This window comes from Pseudoalteromonas sp. NSLLW218, from assembly GCF_015864775.1.
GTDB lineage: Bacteria > Pseudomonadota > Gammaproteobacteria > Enterobacterales > Alteromonadaceae > Pseudoalteromonas.
On the sequence record NZ_JADYWO010000005.1, the window covers coordinates 261,024 to 284,911 of the forward strand.

21 protein-coding genes are annotated in these 23,888 nt (G+C 39.3%); 17 read left to right on the plus strand and 4 right to left on the minus strand.

What is annotated here, in order from left to right; genetic code table 11:
* Nucleotides 1–126: 126 nt before the first annotated feature.
* The 13 genes from murJ to I6E80_RS09700 all read left to right on the plus strand — a co-directional run bounded on the left by murJ (nucleotide 127) and on the right by I6E80_RS09700 (nucleotide 15,114).
* Nucleotides 127–1,707: a murein biosynthesis integral membrane protein MurJ gene (murJ, locus tag I6E80_RS09640; protein WP_331459335.1), complete on the plus strand. Its 1,581-nt coding sequence runs from the start codon at nucleotides 127–129 to the stop codon at nucleotides 1,705–1,707.
* A gap of 84 nt (nucleotides 1,708–1,791) precedes the next feature.
* On the plus strand, nucleotides 1,792–2,742 hold the full coding sequence (gene ribF / locus I6E80_RS09645; RefSeq protein ID WP_076925461.1) for a bifunctional riboflavin kinase/FAD synthetase: 951 nt from the start codon (nucleotides 1,792–1,794) through the stop codon (nucleotides 2,740–2,742).
* Nucleotides 2,743–2,747: 5 nt separating this feature from the next.
* Nucleotides 2,748–5,576, plus strand: a complete 2,829-nt coding sequence (gene ileS / locus I6E80_RS09650; RefSeq protein WP_170072082.1) for an isoleucine--tRNA ligase — start codon at nucleotides 2,748–2,750, stop codon at nucleotides 5,574–5,576.
* Nucleotides 5,577–5,588: 12 nt separating this feature from the next.
* A complete protein-coding gene (gene lspA, locus I6E80_RS09655) occupies nucleotides 5,589–6,089 on the plus strand; it encodes a signal peptidase II (RefSeq protein ID WP_007376920.1) in 501 nt (166 codons plus the stop codon).
* Nucleotides 6,086–6,526 (plus strand): FKBP-type peptidyl-prolyl cis-trans isomerase, encoded by a 441-nt coding sequence (gene fkpB, locus I6E80_RS09660; protein ID WP_002958231.1) that lies wholly within the window; start codon nucleotides 6,086–6,088, stop codon nucleotides 6,524–6,526. Before lspA ends, fkpB begins: the two co-directional genes overlap by 4 nt.
* Entirely contained in the window at nucleotides 6,526–7,455 is a 930-nt protein-coding gene (gene ispH / locus I6E80_RS09665) for a 4-hydroxy-3-methylbut-2-enyl diphosphate reductase (protein WP_024598447.1), read from the plus strand. The genes fkpB and ispH overlap by 1 nt, the downstream gene beginning before the upstream one ends.
* 39 nt (nucleotides 7,456–7,494) lie before the next feature.
* Nucleotides 7,495–8,529 carry a sensor histidine kinase gene (locus I6E80_RS09670; protein ID WP_170072084.1) on the plus strand — a complete coding sequence of 345 codons (1,035 nt, stop codon included), beginning with the start codon at nucleotides 7,495–7,497 and terminating at the stop codon, nucleotides 8,527–8,529.
* Complete coding sequence (locus I6E80_RS09675; protein ID WP_197185436.1) at nucleotides 8,526–9,227, plus strand: LytTR family DNA-binding domain-containing protein; 702 nt, start codon at nucleotides 8,526–8,528, stop codon at nucleotides 9,225–9,227. The genes I6E80_RS09670 and I6E80_RS09675 overlap by 4 nt, the downstream gene beginning before the upstream one ends.
* A gap of 183 nt (nucleotides 9,228–9,410) precedes the next feature.
* Nucleotides 9,411–9,971 carry a type IV pilus modification protein PilV gene (gene pilV, locus I6E80_RS09680; protein ID WP_170072086.1) on the plus strand — a complete coding sequence of 187 codons (561 nt, stop codon included), beginning with the start codon at nucleotides 9,411–9,413 and terminating at the stop codon, nucleotides 9,969–9,971.
* 1 nt (nucleotide 9,972) lies between these two features.
* A complete protein-coding gene (locus tag I6E80_RS09685; RefSeq protein ID WP_024598443.1) occupies nucleotides 9,973–10,968 on the plus strand; it encodes a PilW family protein in 996 nt (331 codons plus the stop codon).
* Nucleotides 10,956–11,459, plus strand: coding sequence for a hypothetical protein (locus tag I6E80_RS09690; protein WP_024589418.1), 504 nt, complete (start codon nucleotides 10,956–10,958; stop codon nucleotides 11,457–11,459). The genes I6E80_RS09685 and I6E80_RS09690 overlap by 13 nt, the downstream gene beginning before the upstream one ends.
* Before the next feature lies 1 nt (nucleotide 11,460).
* Nucleotides 11,461–14,688: a pilus assembly protein gene (locus I6E80_RS09695; protein ID WP_197185437.1), complete on the plus strand. Its 3,228-nt coding sequence runs from the start codon at nucleotides 11,461–11,463 to the stop codon at nucleotides 14,686–14,688.
* Between the two features lie 9 nt (nucleotides 14,689–14,697).
* Nucleotides 14,698–15,114 carry a type IV pilin protein gene (locus I6E80_RS09700; RefSeq protein WP_197185438.1) on the plus strand — a complete coding sequence of 139 codons (417 nt, stop codon included), beginning with the start codon at nucleotides 14,698–14,700 and terminating at the stop codon, nucleotides 15,112–15,114.
* 6 nt (nucleotides 15,115–15,120) lie between these two features.
* Here the strand turns inward: I6E80_RS09700 and I6E80_RS09705 are convergent, their stop codons facing one another.
* Both I6E80_RS09705 and I6E80_RS09710 read right to left on the minus strand, forming a co-directional pair.
* The gene (locus I6E80_RS09705; protein ID WP_024593581.1) at nucleotides 15,121–15,651 is read right to left on the minus strand and encodes a GspH/FimT family pseudopilin; all 531 of its coding nucleotides are present in this window, start codon (nucleotides 15,649–15,651) and stop codon (nucleotides 15,121–15,123) included.
* 79 nt (nucleotides 15,652–15,730) lie between these two features.
* A complete protein-coding gene (locus I6E80_RS09710; RefSeq protein ID WP_197185439.1) occupies nucleotides 15,731–16,282 on the minus strand; it encodes a GspH/FimT family pseudopilin in 552 nt (183 codons plus the stop codon).
* Nucleotides 16,283–16,441: 159 nt separating this feature from the next.
* Here I6E80_RS09710 and glnB point away from each other — a divergent pair, with 159 nt between their 5' ends.
* Nucleotides 16,442–16,780 carry a nitrogen regulatory protein P-II gene (glnB, locus tag I6E80_RS09715; protein ID WP_008166582.1) on the plus strand — a complete coding sequence of 113 codons (339 nt, stop codon included), beginning with the start codon at nucleotides 16,442–16,444 and terminating at the stop codon, nucleotides 16,778–16,780.
* Between the two features lie 49 nt (nucleotides 16,781–16,829).
* Here the strand turns inward: glnB and I6E80_RS09720 are convergent, their stop codons facing one another.
* Nucleotides 16,830–17,594 carry an outer membrane protein assembly factor BamD gene (locus I6E80_RS09720; protein ID WP_024598438.1) on the minus strand — a complete coding sequence of 255 codons (765 nt, stop codon included), beginning with the start codon at nucleotides 17,592–17,594 and terminating at the stop codon, nucleotides 16,830–16,832.
* A gap of 141 nt (nucleotides 17,595–17,735) precedes the next feature.
* Between I6E80_RS09720 and rluD the strand changes: the two genes are divergently transcribed.
* The 3 genes from rluD (at nucleotide 17,736) to clpB (ending at nucleotide 22,117) form a co-directional block, all read left to right on the plus strand.
* Nucleotides 17,736–18,713 (plus strand): 23S rRNA pseudouridine(1911/1915/1917) synthase RluD, encoded by a 978-nt coding sequence (rluD, locus tag I6E80_RS09725; protein ID WP_002962209.1) that lies wholly within the window; start codon nucleotides 17,736–17,738, stop codon nucleotides 18,711–18,713.
* A complete protein-coding gene (gene pgeF, locus I6E80_RS09730) occupies nucleotides 18,713–19,444 on the plus strand; it encodes a peptidoglycan editing factor PgeF (protein WP_197185440.1) in 732 nt (243 codons plus the stop codon). The genes rluD and pgeF overlap by 1 nt, the downstream gene beginning before the upstream one ends.
* 96 nt (nucleotides 19,445–19,540) lie before the next feature.
* Nucleotides 19,541–22,117, plus strand: a complete 2,577-nt coding sequence (clpB, locus tag I6E80_RS09735; protein WP_197185441.1) for an ATP-dependent chaperone ClpB — start codon at nucleotides 19,541–19,543, stop codon at nucleotides 22,115–22,117.
* Between the two features lie 52 nt (nucleotides 22,118–22,169).
* Here clpB and I6E80_RS09740 read toward each other — a convergent pair whose 3' ends face one another.
* A complete protein-coding gene (locus tag I6E80_RS09740; protein WP_197185442.1) occupies nucleotides 22,170–23,717 on the minus strand; it encodes a PAS domain-containing methyl-accepting chemotaxis protein in 1,548 nt (515 codons plus the stop codon).
* Nucleotides 23,718–23,888 lie beyond the last annotated feature (171 nt).

A 23,888-nucleotide genomic window follows, 5' to 3' on the forward strand; every position in this document is an offset into this window, starting at 1 on the left:
TGCCGCTTTAGCAGTTAATACCGACATTGTAACAAAGCACAGACCCCCAGCCTAGTGCTTTAAAGCGATTTATAAAAAAGACTGTGGCATAATCGCCTATCTTGAGGATTTTTGAGTAGGTTTAAGGTGTCAAAAGGTTTATTTCGCTCCGGTATGATTGTTAGTTGTATGACTATGATATCGCGTATTTTAGGGCTCGTTCGAGATGCGGTCGTTGCCAATTTATTAGGCGCAAGTGCGGCGGCTGATGTTTTTTTATTTGCTAACCGTATTCCTAATTTTTTACGTCGTTTATTTGCAGAAGGCGCCTTTGCACAAGCATTTGTACCCGTGCTGAGTGAAATTAAAGAGCAGCAAGGCGACGACAAGGTCAGGCTTTTTGTGGCACAAGCCGCAGGCACATTAGGAACCATTTTACTGATTGTCACTATTATAGGTGTTGTTGCTTCACCCGTTATTGCAGCATTGTTTGGCACTGGTTGGTTTATAGATTGGTGGCAGGGCGGACCTAATGCCGAAAAGTTTGAACTTGCAAGCTCATTACTTAAATTTACATTCCCATATTTGTTTTTTGTAAGCTTAGTTGCGCTTAGTGGTGCGGTAATGAACGTGTATAACCGTTTTGCTGTTGCTGCATTTACACCAGTTCTACTCAATGTTTCTATCATCACATGTGCAATTTTTTTACATGATAAATTTAGTGTCGGGGCTTATTCTCTCGCAATTGGCGTATTTATTGGTGGCGTTGTACAGCTATTGTTTCAACTTCCATTTTTATACCGTGCAAAAATGTTGGCGCGTCCGCGCTGGGCATGGCAAGACGAAAACGTAAAAAAAGTACGTAAACTTATGCTCCCTGCTTTGTTTGGCGTATCTATTAGCCAAATTAATTTGTTGCTTGATACCATGATTGCTTCATTACTGATGACAGGCTCGATAGCATGGCTTTATTATTCAGACCGTTTAATTGAATTTCCGCTGGGCTTATTTGGTATTGGTATTGCGACAGTTATTTTACCGGCGCTCTCTAAGTTACATAGCAGTAAAAAAAGCAGTGATTTTCAACATACCCTCGACTGGGGAGTGCGTTTTGTTATATTTTTAGGCCTACCAGCAATGATAGGTCTAATGATCATCAGCCCGCTTATTATCACCGTATTGTTCGACCACGGTGCGTTTAAAGAAGACAGTGTTGATCATGTTAAAGCAGTAAGTTTAGGCGTAGTCGCGTATTCAGTAGGGCTTGTAAGCTTTATGCTGATTAAAGTACTTGCTCCTGGCTTTTATGCTCGTCAAGACACAAAAACGCCGGTGCGTATTGGTATTATCACCTTAGTACTGAATATGGTATTTAATATTATGTTGGCTCCTTTCATTGGTTATTTAGGTTTAGCACTCGCTACTTCGCTATCGGCTAGTTGTAATGCGTTTTTGCTGTATAGGCAGCTTAAAAAAGAAAATGTGTATCAGTTTTCATCAATGAGTATGCGCTTTACACTAAAATGTGTTGTTGCAAGTATTGTTATGGGAGCTGTTACATGGTTTGTGAGCAGTTACTATTACTGGGCTACATGGGCTTTTACACAGCAGGTAATATTATTAATGGTATTAGTGGCTTTGGCAGGTATTAGCTACTTTGCAATGCTATTTTTGATGGGCGTTAGACTAAATACGATAAAAAGTGTAGCAATTACTGAATCAAACTAAAAAAAAGATTATAATCGGCAGCTCTGCGGCTTTAATAAATTTTTAGCCGTAATTAATAACTCGCTAAACAAGGCATTAGGTGGCATGGAGTTAATTAGAGGTATACACAATATTCGCCCACACCACTTTGGTTGTGTGTTAACTATTGGTAATTTTGACGGTGTTCATTTAGGCCACGCAGAAGTATTAAAAGGCTTACTTAGTGATGCTAAAGCGCATAGTTTGCCTAGCACTGTAATGCTATTTGAACCCCAGCCACAAGAATTTTTTGCTAAAAACAATGCACCAGCACGGCTAACGCGCTTACGAGATAAGCTACGTTTGCTTCGTGATTTAGGTATTGAGCGAGTTATTTGCATTAGCTTTAATCAGCAATTTGCAAACATGCATGCTGAGCAATTTGTTAATGATATTTTGATTAAAAAGTTAGGTGTTAAAGCGCTCACTGTTGGCGATGATTTTAAGTTTGGGAAGCAGCGCCAAGGTAACTTTGACTTACTTGCTAGCATGGGCAAGCAAGCGGGCATGGACGTAAAAAGCACCGCGAGTTTTCGTCAATTAAATGCTAGAGTAAGCAGCACTTTAATACGAGATGCTTTGGCATCTGGTGACTTAGCAAGTGCTAAAATAATGCTTGGTCACGATTATGCTATTTCTGGGCGTGTTATACACGGCTGGAAAAGAGGACGTGAACTCGGTTTTAGAACGGCAAATATTGCCCTAAAACGCCAAGTGTGTCCTGTCAACGGGGTGTTTGCAGTGCAAGCAACGATTGCAGGAAAACAGATTTTTGGAGTTGCAAATGTAGGTAATAAGCCGACATTTAATGGAACTCGTGCATTATTAGAAGTTCACCTTTTTGATTTTGCACAGGATATTTACGGACAATTTATGCATGTGGAGTTAATAAAAAAACTTCGCAATGAAAAAAAATTCGAGACATTAACACAATTAACGGCGCAAATAGCAACTGATGTTGCTGCCGCTAAGCAGTGTTTTGGTTTAAATCAGGTAGCCGATAGAGACGGAATGTAGGATAAATGAGCGACTATAAACATACTTTGAACTTACCGGAAACACCGTTTCCAATGCGTGGCAATTTGGCACAACGTGAACCAAAAATGCTTAAAGCATGGTATGAAGACGACCTGTACGGTCAAATTCGCAGCGCTAAGAAAGGTAAAAAGACCTTTATTTTGCATGACGGCCCTCCGTATGCAAATGGCGATATCCATTTAGGCCACTCAGTTAATAAAATATTAAAAGACATTATTGTTAAGTCTAAAACATTATCTGACTTTGATTCACCATTAGTACCAGGTTGGGATTGTCATGGTTTACCAATCGAGTTAATGGTTGAGAAAAAAGTAGGCAAGCCGGGCGTAAAAGTAACCGCGAGCGAGTTTCGTGAAAAATGCCGTGCATACGCTAAAAAGCAAGTTGAAGGTCAAAAAGTTGATTTTAAACGTTTAGGCGTATTTGCAGATTGGGATAAGCCTTACTTAACAATGAACTTTGACTTTGAAGCGAATGCAATTCGTGTACTTGGTCGTATTATTGAAAAAGGTCATTTGCATAAAGGTGCTAAGCCTGTGCATTGGTGTACAGATTGTGGTTCTGCATTAGCAGAAGCTGAAGTTGAATACCAAGACAAGCAATCACCAGCGATTGATGTACGTTTTACATTTGTTGATCAAGATGCTGTTGTAAGTGCATTTGATTTGGCTGATGGTCACAAGGGTGAAGGCAGTGTTGGTACTGTTATTTGGACAACAACACCGTGGACGCTTCCAGCAAACCGCGCAGTAGCTGTGCATGCCGATTTAGAATATGCATTGGTGCAGGTTGAAGATGAAGGCGTACAACAACGTCTAATTTTAGGCTCTGAGCTTGTTAAAGATGCAATGGACCGCTTTGGTTTTAATCACTTTCACGTATTAGGTTATGTAAAAGGTGCTGCACTTGAAAACTTAACTGTAGCCCATCCTTTTTATGATTTTGATGTACCCGTGATTGTTGCAGAACACGTAACGACTGACTCAGGTACCGGTGTTGTACATACAGCACCAGGACATGGTCAAGAAGATTTCGTGGCTGGTTTAAATTACAACCTTGAAGTAGCTAACCCTGTTGGCGCTAATGGTGTTTATTTACCAGATACTGAACTTTTTGCAGGTCAGCATGTATTTAAAGCAAATGCGAGCGTAATTGAAGTATTAAAAGAGCACGGTGCATTAATGCATCATCATGCTATAACTCATAGTTACCCACATTGTTGGCGCCATAAAACACCCATTATTTTCCGTGCTACACCACAATGGTTTGTAAGTATGGATCAGGCTAACTTGCGTCAAGATTCTTTAAAAGAAATTAAAAACACGCAGTGGTTGCCAGAGTGGGGCGAAAGCCGTATTTCAAACATGGTTGAAAGCCGCCCAGATTGGTGTATATCTCGCCAACGTACTTGGGGTGTACCAATTGCATTGTTTGCTGATAAAGATACCGGTGCACTTCATCCAAATACTCAAGAGCTAATTGAGCAAGCGGCACAGCTAGTTGAAAAATCAGGTATTCAGGCATGGTACGATTTAGAACCTGCTACATTACTTGGTGAAGAAGATGCCAAGCAATACATGAAAGTGCAAGATACGCTAGATGTATGGTTTGACTCAGGTGTTTCACACGCATGTGTTGTAGACGCACGTGAAGACTTGGTTGGTCCAGCTGATTTATACCTTGAAGGTTCTGATCAACACCGTGGTTGGTTTATGTCATCAATGATGACATCAGTGGCTATTAATGGTCATGCGCCATACCGCCAAGTATTGACCCATGGTTTTACTGTTGATGAAAACGGCCGCAAAATGTCTAAGTCTCTAGGCAATGTTATTTCACCACAAAATGTGATGAATAAACTAGGCGCCGATATTCTTCGTTTATGGGTTGCCTCTACCGATTACACGGCAGAAATGACTGTGTCGGATGAAATATTTAAGCGCTCTGCCGATCGCTACCGCCGTATTCGTAACACGAGCCGTTACTTACTAGCTAACCTAAATGGTTTTGATCCAAAAACAGATCAAGTGGCTATTGATGACATGGTTGAGCTTGATAAGTGGATTGTTGGTCGTGCTGCTCAGTTGCAAGACGAAATTTTAGCCGCATACGATAGCTACCAAATGCTATTAGTAACGCAAAAGCTAATGAACTTTTGTACAGGTGAGCTTGGTTCGTTCTATTTAGACGTAATTAAAGATCGTCAGTACACAGCTAAGAGTGACAGCCATGCACGTCGTTCTTGTCAAACAGCGCTTTATCATATTGCAGAAGCAATGACGCGTTGGATGGCACCTATTATGAGCTTTACCGCACAAGAAATTTGGGAAGCTTTACCGGGTGAGCGTAGTGACTACGTATTTACATCTGTTTGGTACGATGGTTTACAAGCGCCAACAAATAGCCAATTTAGTAACGATGACTGGTTAGAGATTTTAACAGTTCGCGACGAAGTAAACCGCTTATTAGAAGCTGCACGTAAAGAAGAAGTCATTGGTGCAACGCTTCAAGCAACGGTTAATTTATTTACTGGTAAAGAGCTTGCCGCTAAATTAAATGCGCTTGGTGATGAACTGCGTTTTGTATTATTAACATCTGCCGTAAATGTTTCTGAAGTTGATAGTCAGCCAGCTGATACACAAGCTACCGAAATTGAAGGTTTGTTCATTAGTGTTGCTGCAACAGATGCTGCTAAATGTGAGCGTTGTTGGCATTACAGTGAAGATGTAGGTGTTAATCCTGCTCATCCTGAAATTTGTGGTCGTTGTGTAAGTAATGTTGACGGCGAAGGCGAAAAGCGTCAATTCGCTTAGGAGTTATTCTTAGTGAGCAAACTAGCCCAAAAAAGTGGTTTAGTGTGGCTTTGGTTGAGTCTATTACTATTAGTAATAGACTTTGCCAGTAAAACACTTGTTGTAGGGACTATGGCTTATCAAGAGTCGATAAACTTACTCCCTGTTTTTAGTATTACTTATGTGCATAACTATGGTGCTGCTTATAGCTTTTTAAGTGAAGCGGGTGGTTGGCAGCGTTGGTTTTTAAGTGCGATTGCCATTGCTATTAGTGCTTTACTTGTGTGGTGGCTAAAACGCTTACCTGCAACAAACAAAGTACTATGCGGTGCTTATGCACTGGTACTTGCAGGCGCTATTGGTAATTTATACGATCGTATTGCGTATGGTTATGTAATCGACTTTATTCACGTATTTTATAAAGACTCACATTTTCCGGTATTCAATATTGCTGATTGCGCTATTTGTATTGGCGCAGCGTTATTGTTATTTGACGCCTTTACCGGCGAGAGTCCGAAGGAGCATAAAGCATGAGCCAAGCTGTAATTGGTGAAAACTCGCAAGTTATTTTCCATTTTTCTATTAAATTAGAAGATGGCTCTGCCGCTGATTCTACCAAGGTGCACAACAAACCTGCTAAATTAACAATGGGCGATGGCAGCTTAACGGCAAACTTCGAAAAGTGTTTATTAGGTTTAACTGCAGGCGAAAGTAAAACGTTTGAATTAGAACCTGAAGATGCTTTTGGTCAGCCAAATCCAGATAATATTTACTACGTTGACCGCAGTAAATTTGGCCCAGAAACACCAGCCAAAGTAGGTGCAATTATTGCGTTTACTCAACCTGATGGCACTGAGCTTCCAGGTTTAGTTCGCGAAGTGCAAGGTGAGTCGGTAACGATTGATTTTAATCACCCTTTATCTGGTCAGCGTTTAACGTTTGAAGTTGATATTATTGAGGTGGAAGGTTAATGGAAATATTACTAGCTAATCCTCGCGGTTTTTGCGCTGGTGTTGACCGTGCTATTAGTATTGTTGAGCGCGCTCTAGATATTTTTGAAAAGCCAATTTATGTGCGCCATGAAGTAGTACATAACCGCTATGTGGTTGATGGACTAAAAAGTCGTGGTGCGGTATTTGTTGAAGAGCTTGATCAAGTACCTGACGACAGCATTGTTATTTTTAGCGCACATGGCGTATCGCAAGCTGTTCGTTCTGAGGCAAAACGTCGTGATTTAAAAGTATTTGATGCAACGTGTCCGCTTGTAACTAAAGTACATATGGAAGTTACACGTGCGAGTCGTAAAGGTATTGAGTGTATTTTAATTGGACACCATGGCCACCCTGAAGTAGAGGGAACAATGGGACAATATGATAACTCAGCCGGTGGCATTTATCTTGTTGAAACCGTTGATGATGTTGTTGCGCTTAATGTAAAAAATGCTGAAAATCTTTTTTATTGCAGCCAAACAACACTCTCAGTTGATGACACCGCAGATGTTATTGATGCACTACGCAATAAGTTTCCATCAATTGATGGACCGCGTAAAGATGACATTTGTTATGCAACGCAAAATCGTCAAGACGCTGTTCGTGACTTAGCTGATAAAGTTGATGTGCTATTAGTTGTTGGCGCTAAAAATAGCTCTAACTCTAATCGCTTACGTGAACTTGCAGATAAAATGGGCACAGTTGCTTATTTAATTGATGATGCAACTGATGTACAAGAACAATGGGTTTCGGGTTCTAAAGCTGTAGGCGTAACTGCGGGTGCATCTGCGCCAGAAGTACTCGTACAACAAGTTATAAGCCGATTAAAAGAACTTGGTGGTACGCAAGTTGTTGAAAACCCGGGCGAGATAGAGAATATCGTTTTTGCTGTTCCTGTAGAGCTACGTTAATTTAAATATATTAAACATTTAGATTAAAGGAGAGTCGTTATGAGCAAGTCACTTCAAAATGATGGTTTGCTTTTTTCGGCTCTTTTTAATGAGCGAGGCGTACTAGCTTCGCTTATTGTTTCTCAAGTTATTGCTATTGTTTTAGCTTTTGCACCCAATGTAGAAGGAGATATTTGGCTTCGGCTTGGGATCATTAGCTTGTTTATGCATTTAATTGTTTTATTCGGTACCTCTTCTTTATATTTTTGTAGAGCTTTTTTACAAAAACGTACTCAAACTTTTCAGTTAAGTATATTTTTTGCCTCTTTTTTATTATCTACCTGTATTTTTAGTATTTTATTTTCTCATTTTGCTTTTGATATAGATGATACAAATAACCTAATTTATTTCACACTTCGCAATTGTATTATAGTGGCTTTACTGGCTGCTTTATTCGTCCAGTTTCTATTAATTCATTTTGAAAAAGAGCAACAAACTAAAGCACTCTCTCGTGCAGAACTTGATGCCTTACAAGCTAGAATACGTCCTCATTTTTTATATAACAGTTTAAACACTGCTGCAGAGCTTACCCATCATGATGCAGATGCGGCAGAGCAAGCCATTTTAGCTTTAGCCGCCTTATCGCAGGCTGCAATGCACTCTGGAAAAAATGTATCTCTTGAAGATGAAATAACGCTGAGCAAGCAATATATCGCACTTGAAACATGGCGGTTTGGTAATCGCTTAAGAGTTGATTGGCAAATACCCAATGCACTGCCGGCATTGAGTATTCCTTGCTTAACCCTGCAGCCATTAATTGAAAATGCAGTATGCCATGGTGTTGAAACAAGTGAGCATGGTGCAGAAATAAAAGTAGAGCTACATATCACTACCGGCTATATAACTATGATTGTTTCTAACCCTATAACAATTTCTAACGCACAAACTAGGCCTAATAACGGAATGGCGCTTGAAAACATTCGCCAGCGATTAAATATTTATTATAAAAATAAAGCGCAGCTAACAATTACTAATAAAAATGATGTGTTTAGGGTCAAGGTCGTTATCCCTAAGCTAATTGAGGGCAGTGTATGAATGTACTCATTGTTGATGATGAACCTCTTGCGAGATCTCGCTTAATCCGTTTGTTAGCACACGATAAAAGTATAGTTGTACAAGGTGAGGCAAGTAATGGTAATGAAGCCCTAGTACTTGCTAAAAAGCAAACGCCAGATTTGATTTTTTTAGATGTTGATATGCCCGGTATGAATGGTTTACAAGTTGCGAATGAGCTCAATAGTTTAACTCTACCGCCCGCTATTGTTTTTATAACTGCCCACCCTGAGCATGCTTTTGATGCACTACAATTAAGCGCTGCAGGTTATTTAGTTAAACCTATTTCAGAGCAATCATTGCAAAAGGTGCTTAAGCAAGTTGGGCGTTTAAATAAAGTACATATTCAAAAACAAAAAAATGTAAAAGTGTCTTATCAATTAGCGGGTACTCTACGTAGTGTTGATATAAATGATGTTTTGTACTTTAGTGCAGAAGAAAAATATACCAAAATGATATTCTCGGGTGGAGAAGCTTTGCTTGAGCAAAGTCTAAAGCAATTAGAGCTGCAATATCCCACATATGTTTTGCGAATTCATCGCAATACAGTAGTTAATAAACAAAAAGTAATTGCTTTGCATTCAAAAGGGAGTGGGCATCATGTGATTGAACTGCAAGGGTGCAGCGAGTTATTACCTGTGAGCCGCCGCGAGCTTAAATTAGTTAAAAATACGCTTTAGACTTATTTTGCAATTAAGTTGCCTCTGACTTAAATGCATTTACGCTTAATTACTACTGTTTTGTTGAATGAGTCGATTTAATTAACCGTTTATCAACAAATATAACCGCTTGTCTTAGTCCTCATTGATTCCTAAAATAAATAGCATAAACTTATAATCAGATAATTTTTATTTGGTTTTACTATGCAGTCATCTCAAACAAAAGTGCAAAGAGGCTTCACTCTAATTGAAGTGTTAATTGCATTTATTATTCTTAGTTTTGGCCTGTTAGGCGCAGTTGCCTTGCAAGCAAAAGCAAAGCAAGCAAGCTTTGATTCTATGCAGCGAGCTGCTGCAGTTGCACTTGGTAATGATATTGTGCAGCGTATTCGTGCCAACGATACCCCTCAAATAGCGGGACTATATACACAGACATTTGATAGTGAAACTGCTACTACAACCTCGCAGGCGTGCTTTACAAACACTTGTAGCGCAGCGCAAGTTGCGGCGTTAGATCTTGAGCAGTGGAAAAGAGCTATAAGAGCTCGAGAAAATACGGGAACTTTAGATGGTGCTACCGTATGTATTGCACCTACCGCAGTTGCTGGTTCGGGTGGTAAAGCATTTAATTTAGAAGTAATTGTTTCGTGGGAAGGTCGACAAGAGTTTAATGCAAATGATGCTACTGGCGCTATAAAGTGTGGAACGGCTGACAAAAAGCGCCGCTTAGTTGTTTTAACTAGTTATATTTACCTTAGGAGCTAACATGAAGCAAAAAGGTTTTACACTTGTAGAAATGATGATTTCATTATTTATTGGTGGATTAATACTAGGTGGCGTTATGTTTACCTATATAGGAATGAAAGTAACCACTAAAGATACGATGACTATTGGTGAGCTTCAAGAATCAGGGCGCCTTGCAATTAACATTATGCAACGTGATATTGAACAAATTGGCTTTTGGGGAACTTATTATGACGATTCGTTCACCGCAATAAACACAGATACACTAGCAAACCCTGGAACAGACTGTTTTGAAGGATTAAATAATGGGAGTTTCCCTGATTTTGCTACAGCTAGTAATTTTAGAACTATTTACGCAAAGGTTGCTGGCGAATCAAAAGAGCTTAACTGTCTAAATAATCCGATTAAAAGCACTGATATTATTCAATTAAAATTTTTACAAGGCAAGAGTTTAACAGTTAGTGCAGTAACTAATGAGACTCAGGCCGATGAAAACTACTTTGTAGCTGAGCAAGAGAAAGCTCAATTTTTCCGTGGAACGGTTAACGCTGCAACTCTTAATGTTAATGCAACTGTTTGGCCTTATAGCCATCATGTTTATTATCTATCAGAACAAACTTATAAAGTTAATAATAAGAATTTAACTGTACCTGCATTAATGAGAAAGCGCCTGGTTGCTGGAAATATCAACACAGAAACTATTATGGAAGGTGTTGAGAACATGCGGTTTGTTTTTGGTCTTGATACTAACAGTGACAATCGTGTAGATACCTACCGAAGTATTCAAGATATGAAGCATACAGATTGGGAAAATCGTAAAGGTATTTTAACTGTTCAGGTATTTTTATTAATACGCGCATTGCAGCCAGACCCAGGAGTTAAAATTAAAAACCAAACTTATACATTAGGTGAAGATGAAGATAAGCGTGTATTAACATTTACCGATAATTTCAGACGTACTGTATTTACTACTACTATTCGATTAAATAATGTTGGATCAAATTTATGGCGTATTTAAAACAATCACAAAAAAAACAGCAAGGTGTAGTTCTAATTACAGCTTTAATAATGGTTATTGCAGTGACCGGTATTGCTGTGACACTTATGAGCAGTAGTAGTATTGATATTAAAATTACCAATGCAGCACAAGAGCGCGAAGTAGCCGAAAATGAACTCATTGGTGAAGTGCAGCGCATGATCTCTGATGAGGCAAATCAAGGCGCTAATAATCAGTTCTTCCTGACTCCAGATGAAGTAACTGCAATCGCGGATGGTGATGACAAAGGTATGGTGATTGCAAATCATGCAGATATGCAAAGCAAAATGACTAACCTGAACAAGGGGGCGCTAGATTTAGAATGTCCTCGACGCTTTAATTTTACAGCTGGTATATCGTGTAATATGTTACAGGTTGCGACCACAATAGAATATGGATCTAAAAGTAAGCATGAACTAACTATTGTTACAGGTATAGCACAAGAAATGGCCAGCGTAAGCAAGGGGATTTAAGATGAAATTTAAATTAAACAAAGTGTTAGCCTCTTTGCTTGGCTTAACAATAAGTATGTCGGTATTCGCTGAGGATATTGAGCTTTATGTAAATCATGATGTGGATGTTGAAGAAAAACCCCGAGTATTACTGATTTTTGATACTTCAGGAAGCATGGCTTTTTCATCTTCAAGTGGTGGTAACTGTGGTTTTAATAATTTCTTAAACTTATATAATTTATGTATTGATAGCCGTCTTGCCGCTGCGCAATTCGCTATGAATAAAGTTATTACCGATAACGAAGATACTATCGATTTTGGTTTAATGCGCTTTAAAAGCACAACCGGTGGTTATATTGTTAATGGTGTCGGTAGCGATTCATCCGTTGTACGTTCGTCGGTTGCATCTTTACCTGCAGATGGTGGAACCCCGCTTACTGAGACTCTATGGGAAGCTTATTTATATATTACAGGACAAAAAGTTCAATATGGCTTAGAGGCCACAATTCTTGAACGAGATACGAGTGTCGAGTTAAGAACTGGAAGCGAGTATACCGAAACAGAGTGTGACTGGGTTTGGAGAGGGCGGAGATCTGGATGGGTGTATGAATGTGAAAATATAGTGACAAATGACTATGAATACACTTATATTTCACCTTTTGAGGATAGTGAAGCTGAGGCTATACGCTGTGATAACTCGATAAATATCATTTACATGACAGATGGCGACCCATCTGGCGATAATGATAGTGACAGCCAAATTAGTGCAGAGCATGAGAAATACTTTGGGGAAGGACTAAACTGGAATACAGATAGTTACTACAGCAGCTATCTTCACCAAATGGCTAAAATTATCCACGGAACAAGTGATACAACAGTTGATTTATACCCATCGACCCCTGATATTCACGAAACTGGCCGCTTATATACTATCGGATTTGGCTCTGGTATGACTGCGAGCGGACAAGAACTTTTACGCAGAGCTGCTTCTTTAGGTGGTGGTGAAAACTTACCCGCAAGTACGCCCGATGAGCTTTCTGAATCATTAAACAGTGCAATTTCTCGTATTCGTGAAGTAAATGATAGCTTTTCATCTCCGTCCGTTGCTAGTAACAACGTAGATCAAACTCGTAGCCGGGATGCTATTTACTTTGCAATGTTTTATCCAGAGACAAATACTCGTTGGGGCGGTAACTTAAAAAAGTTAAAGGTATCGGGTAGTAATATAGTTGATTCAACAGGCAATGTAGCGCTTGATTCTAATGGTTTGATAGACACTGATGCAAAAACATTTTGGCTTCCTGCTGGTAAGTCAGCAGATGGTAACTTAGTAGCACAAGGTGGCGTTAATTCTCAACTAAGCACCTTAACAGGAACCAACGCAGAAGAACGAAGAACACTATATACAGATAAACAAGGCGATATTGTACGATTTACTACATCGATTGTTAGTGACATTCTTGATTTAATTATCAATAACCCAATTAGCTTATCTAGCTCAGATATAAAGTGGGCTATGGGTATTGATGTTGATGATGAAGATAATGATAATGATTCCACCGATCAAAGAGATGATATTTTTGGTGATCCTCTCCACTCAAAGCCCGTAGCGCTTGATTACGGTAATGATGATATTCGTATTCTTATTGGTACCAATGCTGGCTTTTTACACATGTTTAAAGACGATGATACTAATAATGAAGTTTCTGAGAGCTGGGCATTTATACCCTCAGATCTGTACAGCATTATTCAACCGCTGCGCAACAAAGAAACGGGTAAAAAATATGGTATGGATGGTCCAATCAGCGTTTATTTCAATAATAAAAACTTAAATAGCGATGGTTTAAACGACGGTATTATTGATGCGAGTGGCGACGATAAAGTGTGGGCTTTTGCGGGGATGCGTCGCGGTGGTAAAAATTACTACGGACTTGATATAACAAACCCGAACATACCAAAAAAATTATGGGACACTCCAATCGAAGGTGGTAAAGGTGATTTTAAAGAGCTTGCACAAACCTGGTCAAAGCCACAAATAGCCTACATTAAAGCCTTTGGGGATAAACCCTTATTAGTTTTTGGTGCAGGATACGATAACAACAAAGATGCAGTTATTAAAAGTGAAGATAATATAGGGCGAGGTATCTATATTGTTGAAGCCGAAACAGGTAAAAGGGTGTGGGCATTAACACCGGATATTAATGGCTTTAAAGGTAAGCACAGTATTGCGGCTAATATAACGACACTCGACTCAGATTATGATGGATATATAGACCGAATTTATGCGGCAGATACAGGTGGAGATATTTGGCGTATAGATATGCCTGGTAGTAATACTAGCGAGTTTAGCCACTTTAAATTAGCTGAGCTTGGTAGTAATAAAGCAACTGAGGACCGACGCTTTTTCTATAAACCACTCGTAGCACGCACAATTTATAGTAAAGTAAGCGAGTCAACAGTTAATGGTAGTACCGTTATAACTCGCTTAGATACACCATATGATGCGATAGTTATTGGCAGTGGTAATCGCTCAAAACCAACTGGCACCAATGAAAAAGATCAATTGTTTATGATCAGAGATGAAAATACGGTTACTAAATCGTATAAAACGAATGCTCCAGATACTATTGTACCTGCTGATTTGATGCAAATGAACTCAGATCCATTTGGCAATGCTCTAGATGACGTTGATGATTTTGTTGATTTGGAAGTCGATTTAGCTAAATTTAATGGTTGGAGATATGAGTTAGGAGCGGGTGAAAAGTCATTAGCTGCTGCTACCGTAGTTGGAGGTGTTGCTTATTTTACAAGCTTCACTCCTGCATCAGATACATCGACTGAAAATCAATGTTCGCTAAGTGGTGGTGGTGGTTCTTTATACGCTTTTCACTTACATTACGGTACTAAGGTGTATGACGACCTTAAATTTACAACCAGCTATGATGTACCAGATACACCTCAGTTATACTTTGGTGAAAGCCCTTCATGTGTAGATGGTAATGGCGATGGTAAATGTGATGACGACCCAACAGTTGACGTAATACAAGAAAGTCAGTTTTATTTAATTGGGCCGGGTATTAAGGGTGAAAATGCGGAAAATCCAATGAAACCTGTAGAAATAAAAGGTCCTGGTTTAACTGTCGTTGATGGTAAAGTTGTGTTAGTTAATGACGATGCTGTAGGATTTGGCTTTAAAACCCAACAAACATATATCTATAAACGTGAAGAAAATGACGAAGTTAATAATTAAGGAAATTAAATGAAAAAACAACACGGGTTTACCTTAATTGAGCTGATGATAGCCGTTGCTATCGTCGGCATACTCGCTTCAATTGCGCTGCCTAACTATACTGAATATGTAAAGCGTGCTTCGCGCGCTGAAGCTGCTGCAGCATTATTAGATGCTGCAAACAAGGAGGAGCAGTATTTTGTCGATAATAGGGAATATACAGAGACATTTACTGATTTAGGATTGCAAAGTAAAACCGAAAATGGCCATTTTGAACTATCTATAAGTGTAGTCGATAGCAATACCTTCACTATTACAGCTAAACCTATAGACGGTGTTGTAAAAGGCGATAATGATTGTAAAGAGCTTACAATTACTGACACAGGCCTCAAAGGTGCAAAAGGGTCTAAAGGAGACTCAGATGTTGACTATTGCTGGGGTCGATAGCCAAGATTACTTCTTCTGACACTTATCAGTTGATTTGATGCGAATTCTACCTGTTTGACTTACAGATAAAGCCAATCCTTCGAGATTGGCTTTATTGCTATTGGGGCAATATATAAAAGTTCCATTCTGAAAACCATTTAAAGAGCCATCTGGACGAAATGTAATGGCGTTGCGCGGATACTCTAAAGTATCAGCATCATGAACATCCTCGAAAGTGCTTAAGAGCAACTCATCATCATCTAGAGTCGTTGATTTATCTTTGTCGATAAATAGTGACATTTGACCATCCCACTCATCCTTTGTACATTGACTGCCTTTTAGTGCGCAAAGCGTGACGTAGGTACCATTTTCAATTGCGTAAAGGCGGCCATAATTTATATTTCGGTGTAGTAGATTCACATGGTTATCTAATCGGTTTTTAGCCAAGAAGTCTGGATAAAACCACATCGATAATTGACTGATTACACTGACAACAGCAATCGAAACCATTAATTCAAGAAGTGTCACTCCCTTGTTTTTTGATATTGATAATCTCATCCTTGAAGACCTGAGTTAATAAATGATTAACTCAGTCTAGTAAATGATACAAATATGACAAGATGAATTTGTATGTTTTTTAATCGCAAGTCTGAGCTGTATCACCAGTATAAAAAGAAGTACCAGATTGAGATACTGTTAAAGCTTTGTTATTTTCATTATCATTATTAGGGCAATAGATAAAGTCCCCAGGATTTGTTGTAATACGACCACTAGTATTAAAACGAAGATTTGTCTCGTCACCACTATAACTAAGGCTATCAGTTGCAGGAATATCCTCTATAACTCTCAGCAAGGCATCGTTAGCTACGTTATAACTTCCATTGTTATCAGCATCAACAAAAACAACAATGATTTTATTCGTGTCCCATTCTTGTTGACATTCAAATTCATCATTGGCTTGTTTAATAGCGCCTTCTTGTGCGGGACATAGAATTACTATTTCATCTGTACTTGCTGCTTGAGAGCGAGCATAAGTAATGCTTCTTTTTAATTCCAACAAAAAATTCTCAGCTCTATTTTCTTCTAGCATATCGCTGCTATTCCAGATAGCAATGGATGCAATGATCCCAACGATAGCAACGGTTACCATGAGTTCTAAAAGAGTGAATCCGTTTTGTTTGTTTTTCATATTAATCTCATTTACTGCTAGTCATTTAAGTATCGCTATTTTATACAATAAATTATACCATGATCGGTTGTTTTATCACCGTAATTCAATCGCTTTGTTTGCTATGAGCATCATGATTGTCTAAAATCGAGACAACTGGAGCTTTCAAAAGTAATTAATATGAAAAAAATAGAAGCAATTATCAAACCTTTTAAGTTAGATGATGTGCGTGAAGCACTGTCTGACGTGGGTATTACAGGTATGACGGTAAGCGAAGTTAAAGGCTTTGGACGTCAAAAAGGTCATACTGAGCTATACCGTGGCGCAGAATATATGGTGGATTTTTTACCTAAGGTTAAACTTGATATTGTATTGACTGATGAAAATGTAGATCGTGCAATTGAAGTTATTGTAAAAACGGCGCAAACAGGAAAAATCGGTGATGGTAAAATATTTGTCACTGATGTTGAGCGTGTAATACGTATTCGTACTGCTGAGGAAGATGAAGAAGCGATTTAAGCTTGTTTTTCTATGTAGTAAAAAGGCGCTTAGTAAGCGCCTTTTTTATTTATTTAGTTCTTTTATTTAGTCTTCTTGTTTGCTTTGCGTGCTCACTAAGCTCAGTTAAGCCTAATTGATTATAACTTTTTTCCATCATTTCAAGCGCTGGATCTAAGTAACTGCTTTGTGAGTAATGTTCAACAACAAATTTACCTCTATTAGCAGCAGCTAAATAAGCTTCACGTTCGTAATAGTAAGTTGCTACTTTTAATTCATAACGTGCCATACGGTTTAAAAGCCATACTAAACGACGCTTAGCTTCAGGTGCGTAATCACTTTTCGGAAAGCGTTTTACTAGTGTTGATAAATCGGTAAATGCAACACGAGTACGGTTAGCATCACGGTCTGCTCTATCTACACCAAAGTATTCTTGGAACGCATTTTTATCAGCTTTAATGTTTACTAAACCACGCATGTAATACATGTAATCTAGGTCTTTATGGTTTGGATTTAAGCGAATAAAGCGGTCAATGGTTGCAAGTGCTTGTTCAGTATTACCTGATTGGTAATGTGCATACACTAAGTCCATTTGTACTTGTTTAGAGAATGGCCCAAACGGGTAGCGAGAGTCTATTGCACTCAAAAGTTCGATTGCACGAGCATATAGGCCAGAATCTAGTGTTTCTTTTGCATCTTCATATAAAGCGTGTGCAGATTTATTCGGTACACGTTGAATGTCTTCTTGGTCTGGAGCAGACGAACAAGCGCCTAAACTAAGTACAGAAACTGAAAAAACAATGGCAAATGCACGTTTCCCTATTTTATTTATCATTTTATTTGTTACCTTCGATGTCTTCGGCTAGGCCAAGTCGGTAAAACCGAGTAAACTATGCGTATTATATTATGCTTTTATTAAAAGCGATTCTAACCCAGTCGAGCAAAGCTTGCACTGGTAAATTGGGTAAAGTTACTAATGTCAGAGCAAATTTCTCTTCAAGCCGACGTTCCAACCGAATTAGGTGGTAAACGTCTAGACCAAGTATTAGCACAATTGTTCCCTGATTATTCACGTTCTCGTATAAAAACGTGGATATTGGATGATAAAATCACCGTAGACGGTGAAATTTTCAACACACCACGCGAAAAGCTACTAGGTGGTGAAGTTGTAAGTGTTGAAACAACAATTGAAGCACCACGCGAATACGAAGCACAAGATATCAAATTAAACATTGTTTATGAAGACGATGATATTTTGGTAATTAATAAACCAATGGGCCTAGTGGTTCACCCTGGTGCGGGCAATCCTAATGGAACAGTGCTAAACGCATTACTACATTACTACCCTGAAATAATTAACGTGCCACGCGCAGGTATTGTGCATCGTTTAGATAAAGACACGACCGGTTTAATGGTTGTAGCTAAAACGATTCCAGCACAAACGCATTTAGTAACAGCGCTACAAAAGCGTGAAAACTTCACGCGTGAATATGAAGCACTGTGTAATGGCACTATGACCGCAGGTGGTATGGTTGAAAAAGCAATTGGCCGCCATCCGACTCAGCGTACTCATATGGCAGTACATGAACTGGGTAAACCGGCAATTACACATTACCGTGTTGCTGAAAAATTCCGTGCTCATACTCGTTTACGTCTGCGCTTGGAAACAGGTCGTACTCACCAGATTCGTGTGCATATGGCACATTTAAATCACCCGCTAATTGGCGATCAATCTTATGGCGGCCGTCCGCGTCCACCTAAAGGTGCAACACCTGAGTTATTTGAGTTACTTCGTAGCTTTAGACGCCAAGCACTACATGCTGTAAAATTGAGTATTGCGCACCCAATCACCGGTGAAATGATGACATGGCAAGCACCTATCCCAGACGACATGGTCGCGATGACACATGCACTACGTGAAGATACTAAAGCTAATCCTGATATCGATAGATAATGTACTTATTGTCAGCGACATGGCAAAACCTTCATAAAGTAGGAACGTTAAGTACTACTTGTGGAGGTGGTGTTTCAAAAATCCCATTTAAAAGTTTTAATTTGGGATTCCATGTTGGTGATAATCAAAATCATGTATCAAAAAACCGCTCACTATTAACCAAACACTTACCTAAACCTGCCGTGTGGCTAAGTCAAGTTCATAGCTCTAATGTTGTTATTGTTGATGAGCATTTTGATTTTGATGAGTTACACAATGCTGATGCGCTTTATACTCAGTTATTAAATCAGCCTTTGGCTATAATGACTGCCGATTGCTTGCCTATTTTATTAGTGAGTGATGATGAAAAGGAAGTTGCAGCTATACATGGCGGCTGGCGAGGGCTTGAGCAGGGAATTATTAAAAATACTTTAGAATGTTTTAGCTCAAAGTATGAAAACATAAGTGCGTGGCTAGGGCCTGCAATTGGGCCAACTCAATTTGAGGTTGGGGCTGAAGTGCTTGAGTTATTTCAAAAAAGGTCTTCTTCATTTATTCAAGCATTTACACCACAAGCTAATGGCAAATATCTTGCTGATATTTATGGTATTGCGCGTACTTTCCTTACCCAGCAAGGCGTTAAAAATATTACAGGCGGCGACTATTGTACAGTCTCTCAAAGTGACTTATTTTTTTCTTATCGACGGGATGGACAAACCGGACGTATGGCAAGTTTGATCTGGCGCAAGTAATTAGTATCTTTAATCATTATATTTCCCCCTACACCTTGAACAAACACCTAAACATACCCATTAATTAAGCAATTAGATTATTTAATAGGTAACACCATGCGTTTAGATAGATTTACAAGTAAATTTCAATCTGCGCTCTCTGATGCGCAATCGCTAGCCCTTGGCCGCGATCATCAATTTATTGAACCCGTACATTTAATGTATTCACTACTAAAGCAAAGTGGCTCTAGTGTACGTGCATTATTTGCACAAACGGGTGTCAGCGCTGACGAACTCAACACCAAGCTTTCACAAGAAATAGAAAAATTATTTAAAGTCGAAGGTGTCGGTGGTGACGTTCAGCTATCAAATAATATGGCTTCACTTATTAATCTATGTGATAAGTACGCGCAAAAACGCAAAGACAAATATATTTCAAGTGAATTATTTGTACTGGCGGCATGCGATGATAAAGGTCCACTTGGCGATATATTTAGGTCGTTAAATATTACCTCGACCAAAATTGAAACTGCAATTAAAGCGATTCGCGGCGGCCAAAAAGTTGATGACCCAAATGCCGAAGAAACACGTCAAGCGCTTGAAAAGTTCACGATTGATCTAACTGAGCGAGCAGAGCAAGGTAAGCTTGACCCCGTTATTGGTCGCGATGACGAAATTCGCCGCACGATTCAGGTATTACAACGCCGTACTAAAAATAACCCTGTATTAATCGGTGAACCGGGTGTTGGTAAAACAGCAATCGCTGAGGGGTTAGCACAGCGTATTATTAATGGTGAAGTACCTGAAGGATTAAAAAATAAACGCGTACTATCACTTGATTTAGGTGCGTTAGTTGCGGGTGCTAAATATCGTGGCGAATTTGAAGAACGTCTAAAATCAGTATTAAACGAATTGGCTAAAGAAGAAGGCCAAGTCATTTTATTTATTGATGAAATACATACTATTGTGGGTGCAGGAAAAAGTGATGGCGCAATGGATGCAGGCAATATGTTAAAGCCAGCATTAGCACGCGGTGAATTACACTGCGTTGGCGCAACCACGCTTGATGAATATCGTAAATACATAGAGAAAGACGCAGCTCTTGAGCGTCGATTTCAAAAGGTACTTATTGAAGAGCCATCGGTTGAAGATACCATCGCAATATTGCGAGGCCTAAAAGAGCGATATGAGCTACATCATTCAGTAGAAATTACTGATCCCGCGATTGTTGCTGCGGCGCAGTTATCCCACCGTTATATTAGCGATCGTCAGTTACCTGATAAAGCGATTGATTTAATAGACGAAGCAGGCTCTTCAATTCGATTACAAATTGATTCAAAACCAGAATCGTTAGATAAGCTTGAACGCCGTATTATCCAACTTAAGTTAGAAGATAACGCGCTAGCGAAAGAAAAAGACGAAGCAAGTCAAAAACGTCGAGCTGAAATGCAAGAATTGATCACCGACCTTGACGGCCAATACCGCGAGCTAGACGAGATATGGAATGCTGAAAAAGCATCACTTCAAGGCACGCAAGTAATTAAAGCCGAGCTTGAACAAGCAAGATTAGATTTAGATGTAGCGCGAAGAGCAAGTGATTTACAGCGTATGTCAGAGCTGCAATATGGGCGAATTCCAGAGCTTGAACGAAAACTTGATTTAGCCTCACAAGCCGAAATGCAAGAAATGACCCTGCTTAAAAACCAAGTAGGTGAGGATGAAATTGCTGAAATACTGTCTCGCTGGACCGGTATCCCTGTTGCAAGAATGCTACAAGGTGAACGTGAAAAGCTACTGCAAATGGAAGATAAGTTACACAGTAAAGTAATAGGGCAAGATGAGGCGGTTGTTGCTGTTTCTAACGCAATACGCCGCTCGCGTGCCGGGCTTGCTGATCCGAATCGTCCTATTGGCTCTTTCTTGTTTTTAGGCCCAACAGGTGTGGGTAAAACAGAGCTGACAAAAGCATTGGCTGGTTTTATGTTTGATACCGAAGATGCCATGGTGCGTATCGACATGTCTGAATTTATGGAAAAACATTCAGTTGCACGTTTAGTGGGGGCACCTCCAGGTTACGTGGGTTACGAAGAGGGCGGTTATTTAACCGAGGCCGTACGTCGTAAGCCTTACTCTGTTATATTGCTTGATGAAATAGAAAAAGCACATCCTGATGTGTTTAATATTTTACTGCAAGTATTAGATGATGGTCGATTAACTGACGGACAAGGTAGAACGGTTGATTTTAAAAATACCGTTATTATCATGACCTCAAACTTAGGCTCAGATATTATCCAAGAGCAAGCGGGTAATAATGACTATACGACCCTTAAAGCTAAAGTAATGGAAGTATTAATTAATGAGTTTAGGCCTGAGTTTATTAACCGTATAGACGAGACGGTCGTGTTCCACCCATTAGCTAACGAGCACATAAAAGAAATAGCTGATATTCAGTTAATGAAATTACGTGAGCGTTTAACAGAGATGGGGTATCTGCTTGAAATAAGTGATGCGGCTCTTGAGCGAATTGCAGAAAGTGGGTTTGATCCTGTCTACGGTGCACGTCCGCTTAAGCGGGCTATTCAACAAACGATTGAAAACCCGTTGGCCCAAAAGCTACTTAATGGAGACTACATACCTGGTTGCGTGATTGTTATCGACGCAAATGACGACGGCTTGGTATTTACTAAGCGTTAATTACAAATAATTAAAGTCAAAAGCCGCTAAAATAGCGGCTTTTTTATGTTTGTTAAACTTTAAAAGTTAGTAATAAATCGTTCACTCTACGTGAGCCTTCAACAAGCTCAGCTGCACCTTTTGCCACATTAAAGCTTAAGCTTAAGTTGTTATCTCCAAAGTCTTTAATTTGCGAAACATTATTACTAATGTCGTTACTAACCATTTGTTGCTCTTCTGCAGCGGATGATATTTGTATTGCCAAGTGAGATATTTCACTGATTTGGATAAAAATCCCCTCTAATTCAACTTGGGTTTTATCGGTTGTCAAAACACAGTTATCGGCTTGTGCTTTAGTGCTTTGCATTACTTTGGACCAGCTAAATAAAGTGTCTTGTATTTCTTTAATAGAGCTATGGATTTGTGTCGTAGCATTTTGAGTGCGTGACGAAAGAGTCCTTACCTCATCGGCGACTACAGCAAAGCCTCGACCATGCTCTCCCGCTCTAGCTGCTTCAATAGCTGCATTAAGGGCAAGTAAGTTAGTTTGATCGGCAATTCCCTCTATTTCACTCATTACCTTACCAATCTTATCTGCTTCAGAGGCTAAGCTGGTGGCTGTGGTTGCAGCCTTTTCTACTTGAAAAGCTAAATCAGATACCATTTTACTATTATCTGCAATATGGTCTTTTATTTCAGAGCAACTTTGGTGGGTGTTATTCACTTTATCAGCTGTTTGGGCGGTATTAACAGATATTTCACCAATGGTAGAGCTCATTTGAGTCATCGCTGATGCAATTTGTTCTAAACGCTCACCTTGCGAAGAAATGCCTTTTTCAGTAAGCGTAGATTGTTTATCTAGATCAGTCGCAATGCCATTAAAGCTTAATGTAGAGTCTTTCATACGGCCAAGAACCGTGCGCAACTTTGCGCTTAGCATTTGCTCTCTATAATCACTTACGCTATGCGGTGTGTGGCCGCTGTAAATATAGCGAGAGATTGAATCGGCTTGCGCTTTTTGTTCGCGTAATATTTTAGGGGTAATAATCAGTTCGTCATAATTTAGCACAATAACTAAAGCGCAAATAAATAGGCTAATTGCAGCGATAGTAATTGACCCAGCAACAGCAGTAAAAATTAGCCAAAATAATAGGCATATGAATGTGATGCTTTGTCTTATCGCCGTGTGTTCTCGCAGATTAAATGATGATTTGTTGGTATTTATTTTGTTGTAAAGAACGTGTGCACGTTGTTTAAGTTGAGAGCTCGCTTTGGTTCTTACTGATTGATAACCAACAAGTCGGCTATGCTCAAAAATGGGTGTTACAAAGGCATCTACCCAATAATAACGGCCATCTTTACAGCGGTTTTTAACCATACCACGCCACGAGTGTTCTTTTTTTAATGTTGCCCACATTTCTTCAAAAGCAGCTTTTGGCATATCAGGGTGACGAACAATATTATGATGCTGACCGATAAGCTCTTGTGCGCTATATCCTGCCACAGAGCAAAACTCTTGATTGACGTATGTTATTACACCTTTGAGGTCGGTAGTAGAAACAAGCTCTTGTGACTCATCAAAGTATACTTCTTCATTTTTTAAGCTTTTATCATTGTGCATTATGTTTATTATCATCCTTTATTGTTGCTGTCATTATATTGGTTACACACTACAAAGCAAAAAATAGCGTCATTCCTTGTATGCTCATAAGGCAAATAATTGCGTTTATTGATCTAGATCAAATTTAAATGTCGGATAGCTAAATTGAGCTCATTTTAAACAAGTTCCGGT

Coding starts and splice junctions, on each gene's coding strand:
- ribF (WP_076925461.1), top strand. CDS start 1,792: ATGGAGTTAATTAGAGGTATACACAATATTCGCCCACACCACTTTGGT.
- ileS (WP_170072082.1), top strand. CDS start 2,748: ATGAGCGACTATAAACATACTTTGAACTTACCGGAAACACCGTTTCCA.
- fkpB (WP_002958231.1), top strand. CDS start 6,086: ATGAGCCAAGCTGTAATTGGTGAAAACTCGCAAGTTATTTTCCATTTT.
- ispH (WP_024598447.1), top strand. CDS start 6,526: ATGGAAATATTACTAGCTAATCCTCGCGGTTTTTGCGCTGGTGTTGAC.
- I6E80_RS09670 (WP_170072084.1), top strand. CDS start 7,495: ATGAGCAAGTCACTTCAAAATGATGGTTTGCTTTTTTCGGCTCTTTTT.
- I6E80_RS09675 (WP_197185436.1), top strand. CDS start 8,526: ATGAATGTACTCATTGTTGATGATGAACCTCTTGCGAGATCTCGCTTA.
- pilV (WP_170072086.1), top strand. CDS start 9,411: ATGCAGTCATCTCAAACAAAAGTGCAAAGAGGCTTCACTCTAATTGAA.
- I6E80_RS09685 (WP_024598443.1), top strand. CDS start 9,973: ATGAAGCAAAAAGGTTTTACACTTGTAGAAATGATGATTTCATTATTT.
- I6E80_RS09690 (WP_024589418.1), top strand. CDS start 10,956: ATGGCGTATTTAAAACAATCACAAAAAAAACAGCAAGGTGTAGTTCTA.
- I6E80_RS09695 (WP_197185437.1), top strand. CDS start 11,461: ATGAAATTTAAATTAAACAAAGTGTTAGCCTCTTTGCTTGGCTTAACA.
- I6E80_RS09700 (WP_197185438.1), top strand. CDS start 14,698: ATGAAAAAACAACACGGGTTTACCTTAATTGAGCTGATGATAGCCGTT.
- I6E80_RS09705 (WP_024593581.1), bottom strand. CDS start 15,651: ATGAGATTATCAATATCAAAAAACAAGGGAGTGACACTTCTTGAATTA.
- I6E80_RS09710 (WP_197185439.1), bottom strand. CDS start 16,282: ATGAAAAACAAACAAAACGGATTCACTCTTTTAGAACTCATGGTAACC.
- glnB (WP_008166582.1), top strand. CDS start 16,442: ATGAAAAAAATAGAAGCAATTATCAAACCTTTTAAGTTAGATGATGTG.
- I6E80_RS09720 (WP_024598438.1), bottom strand. CDS start 17,594: ATGATAAATAAAATAGGGAAACGTGCATTTGCCATTGTTTTTTCAGTT.
- rluD (WP_002962209.1), top strand. CDS start 17,736: ATGTCAGAGCAAATTTCTCTTCAAGCCGACGTTCCAACCGAATTAGGT.
- pgeF (WP_197185440.1), top strand. CDS start 18,713: ATGTACTTATTGTCAGCGACATGGCAAAACCTTCATAAAGTAGGAACG.
- clpB (WP_197185441.1), top strand. CDS start 19,541: ATGCGTTTAGATAGATTTACAAGTAAATTTCAATCTGCGCTCTCTGAT.
- I6E80_RS09740 (WP_197185442.1), bottom strand. CDS start 23,717: ATGCACAATGATAAAAGCTTAAAAAATGAAGAAGTATACTTTGATGAG.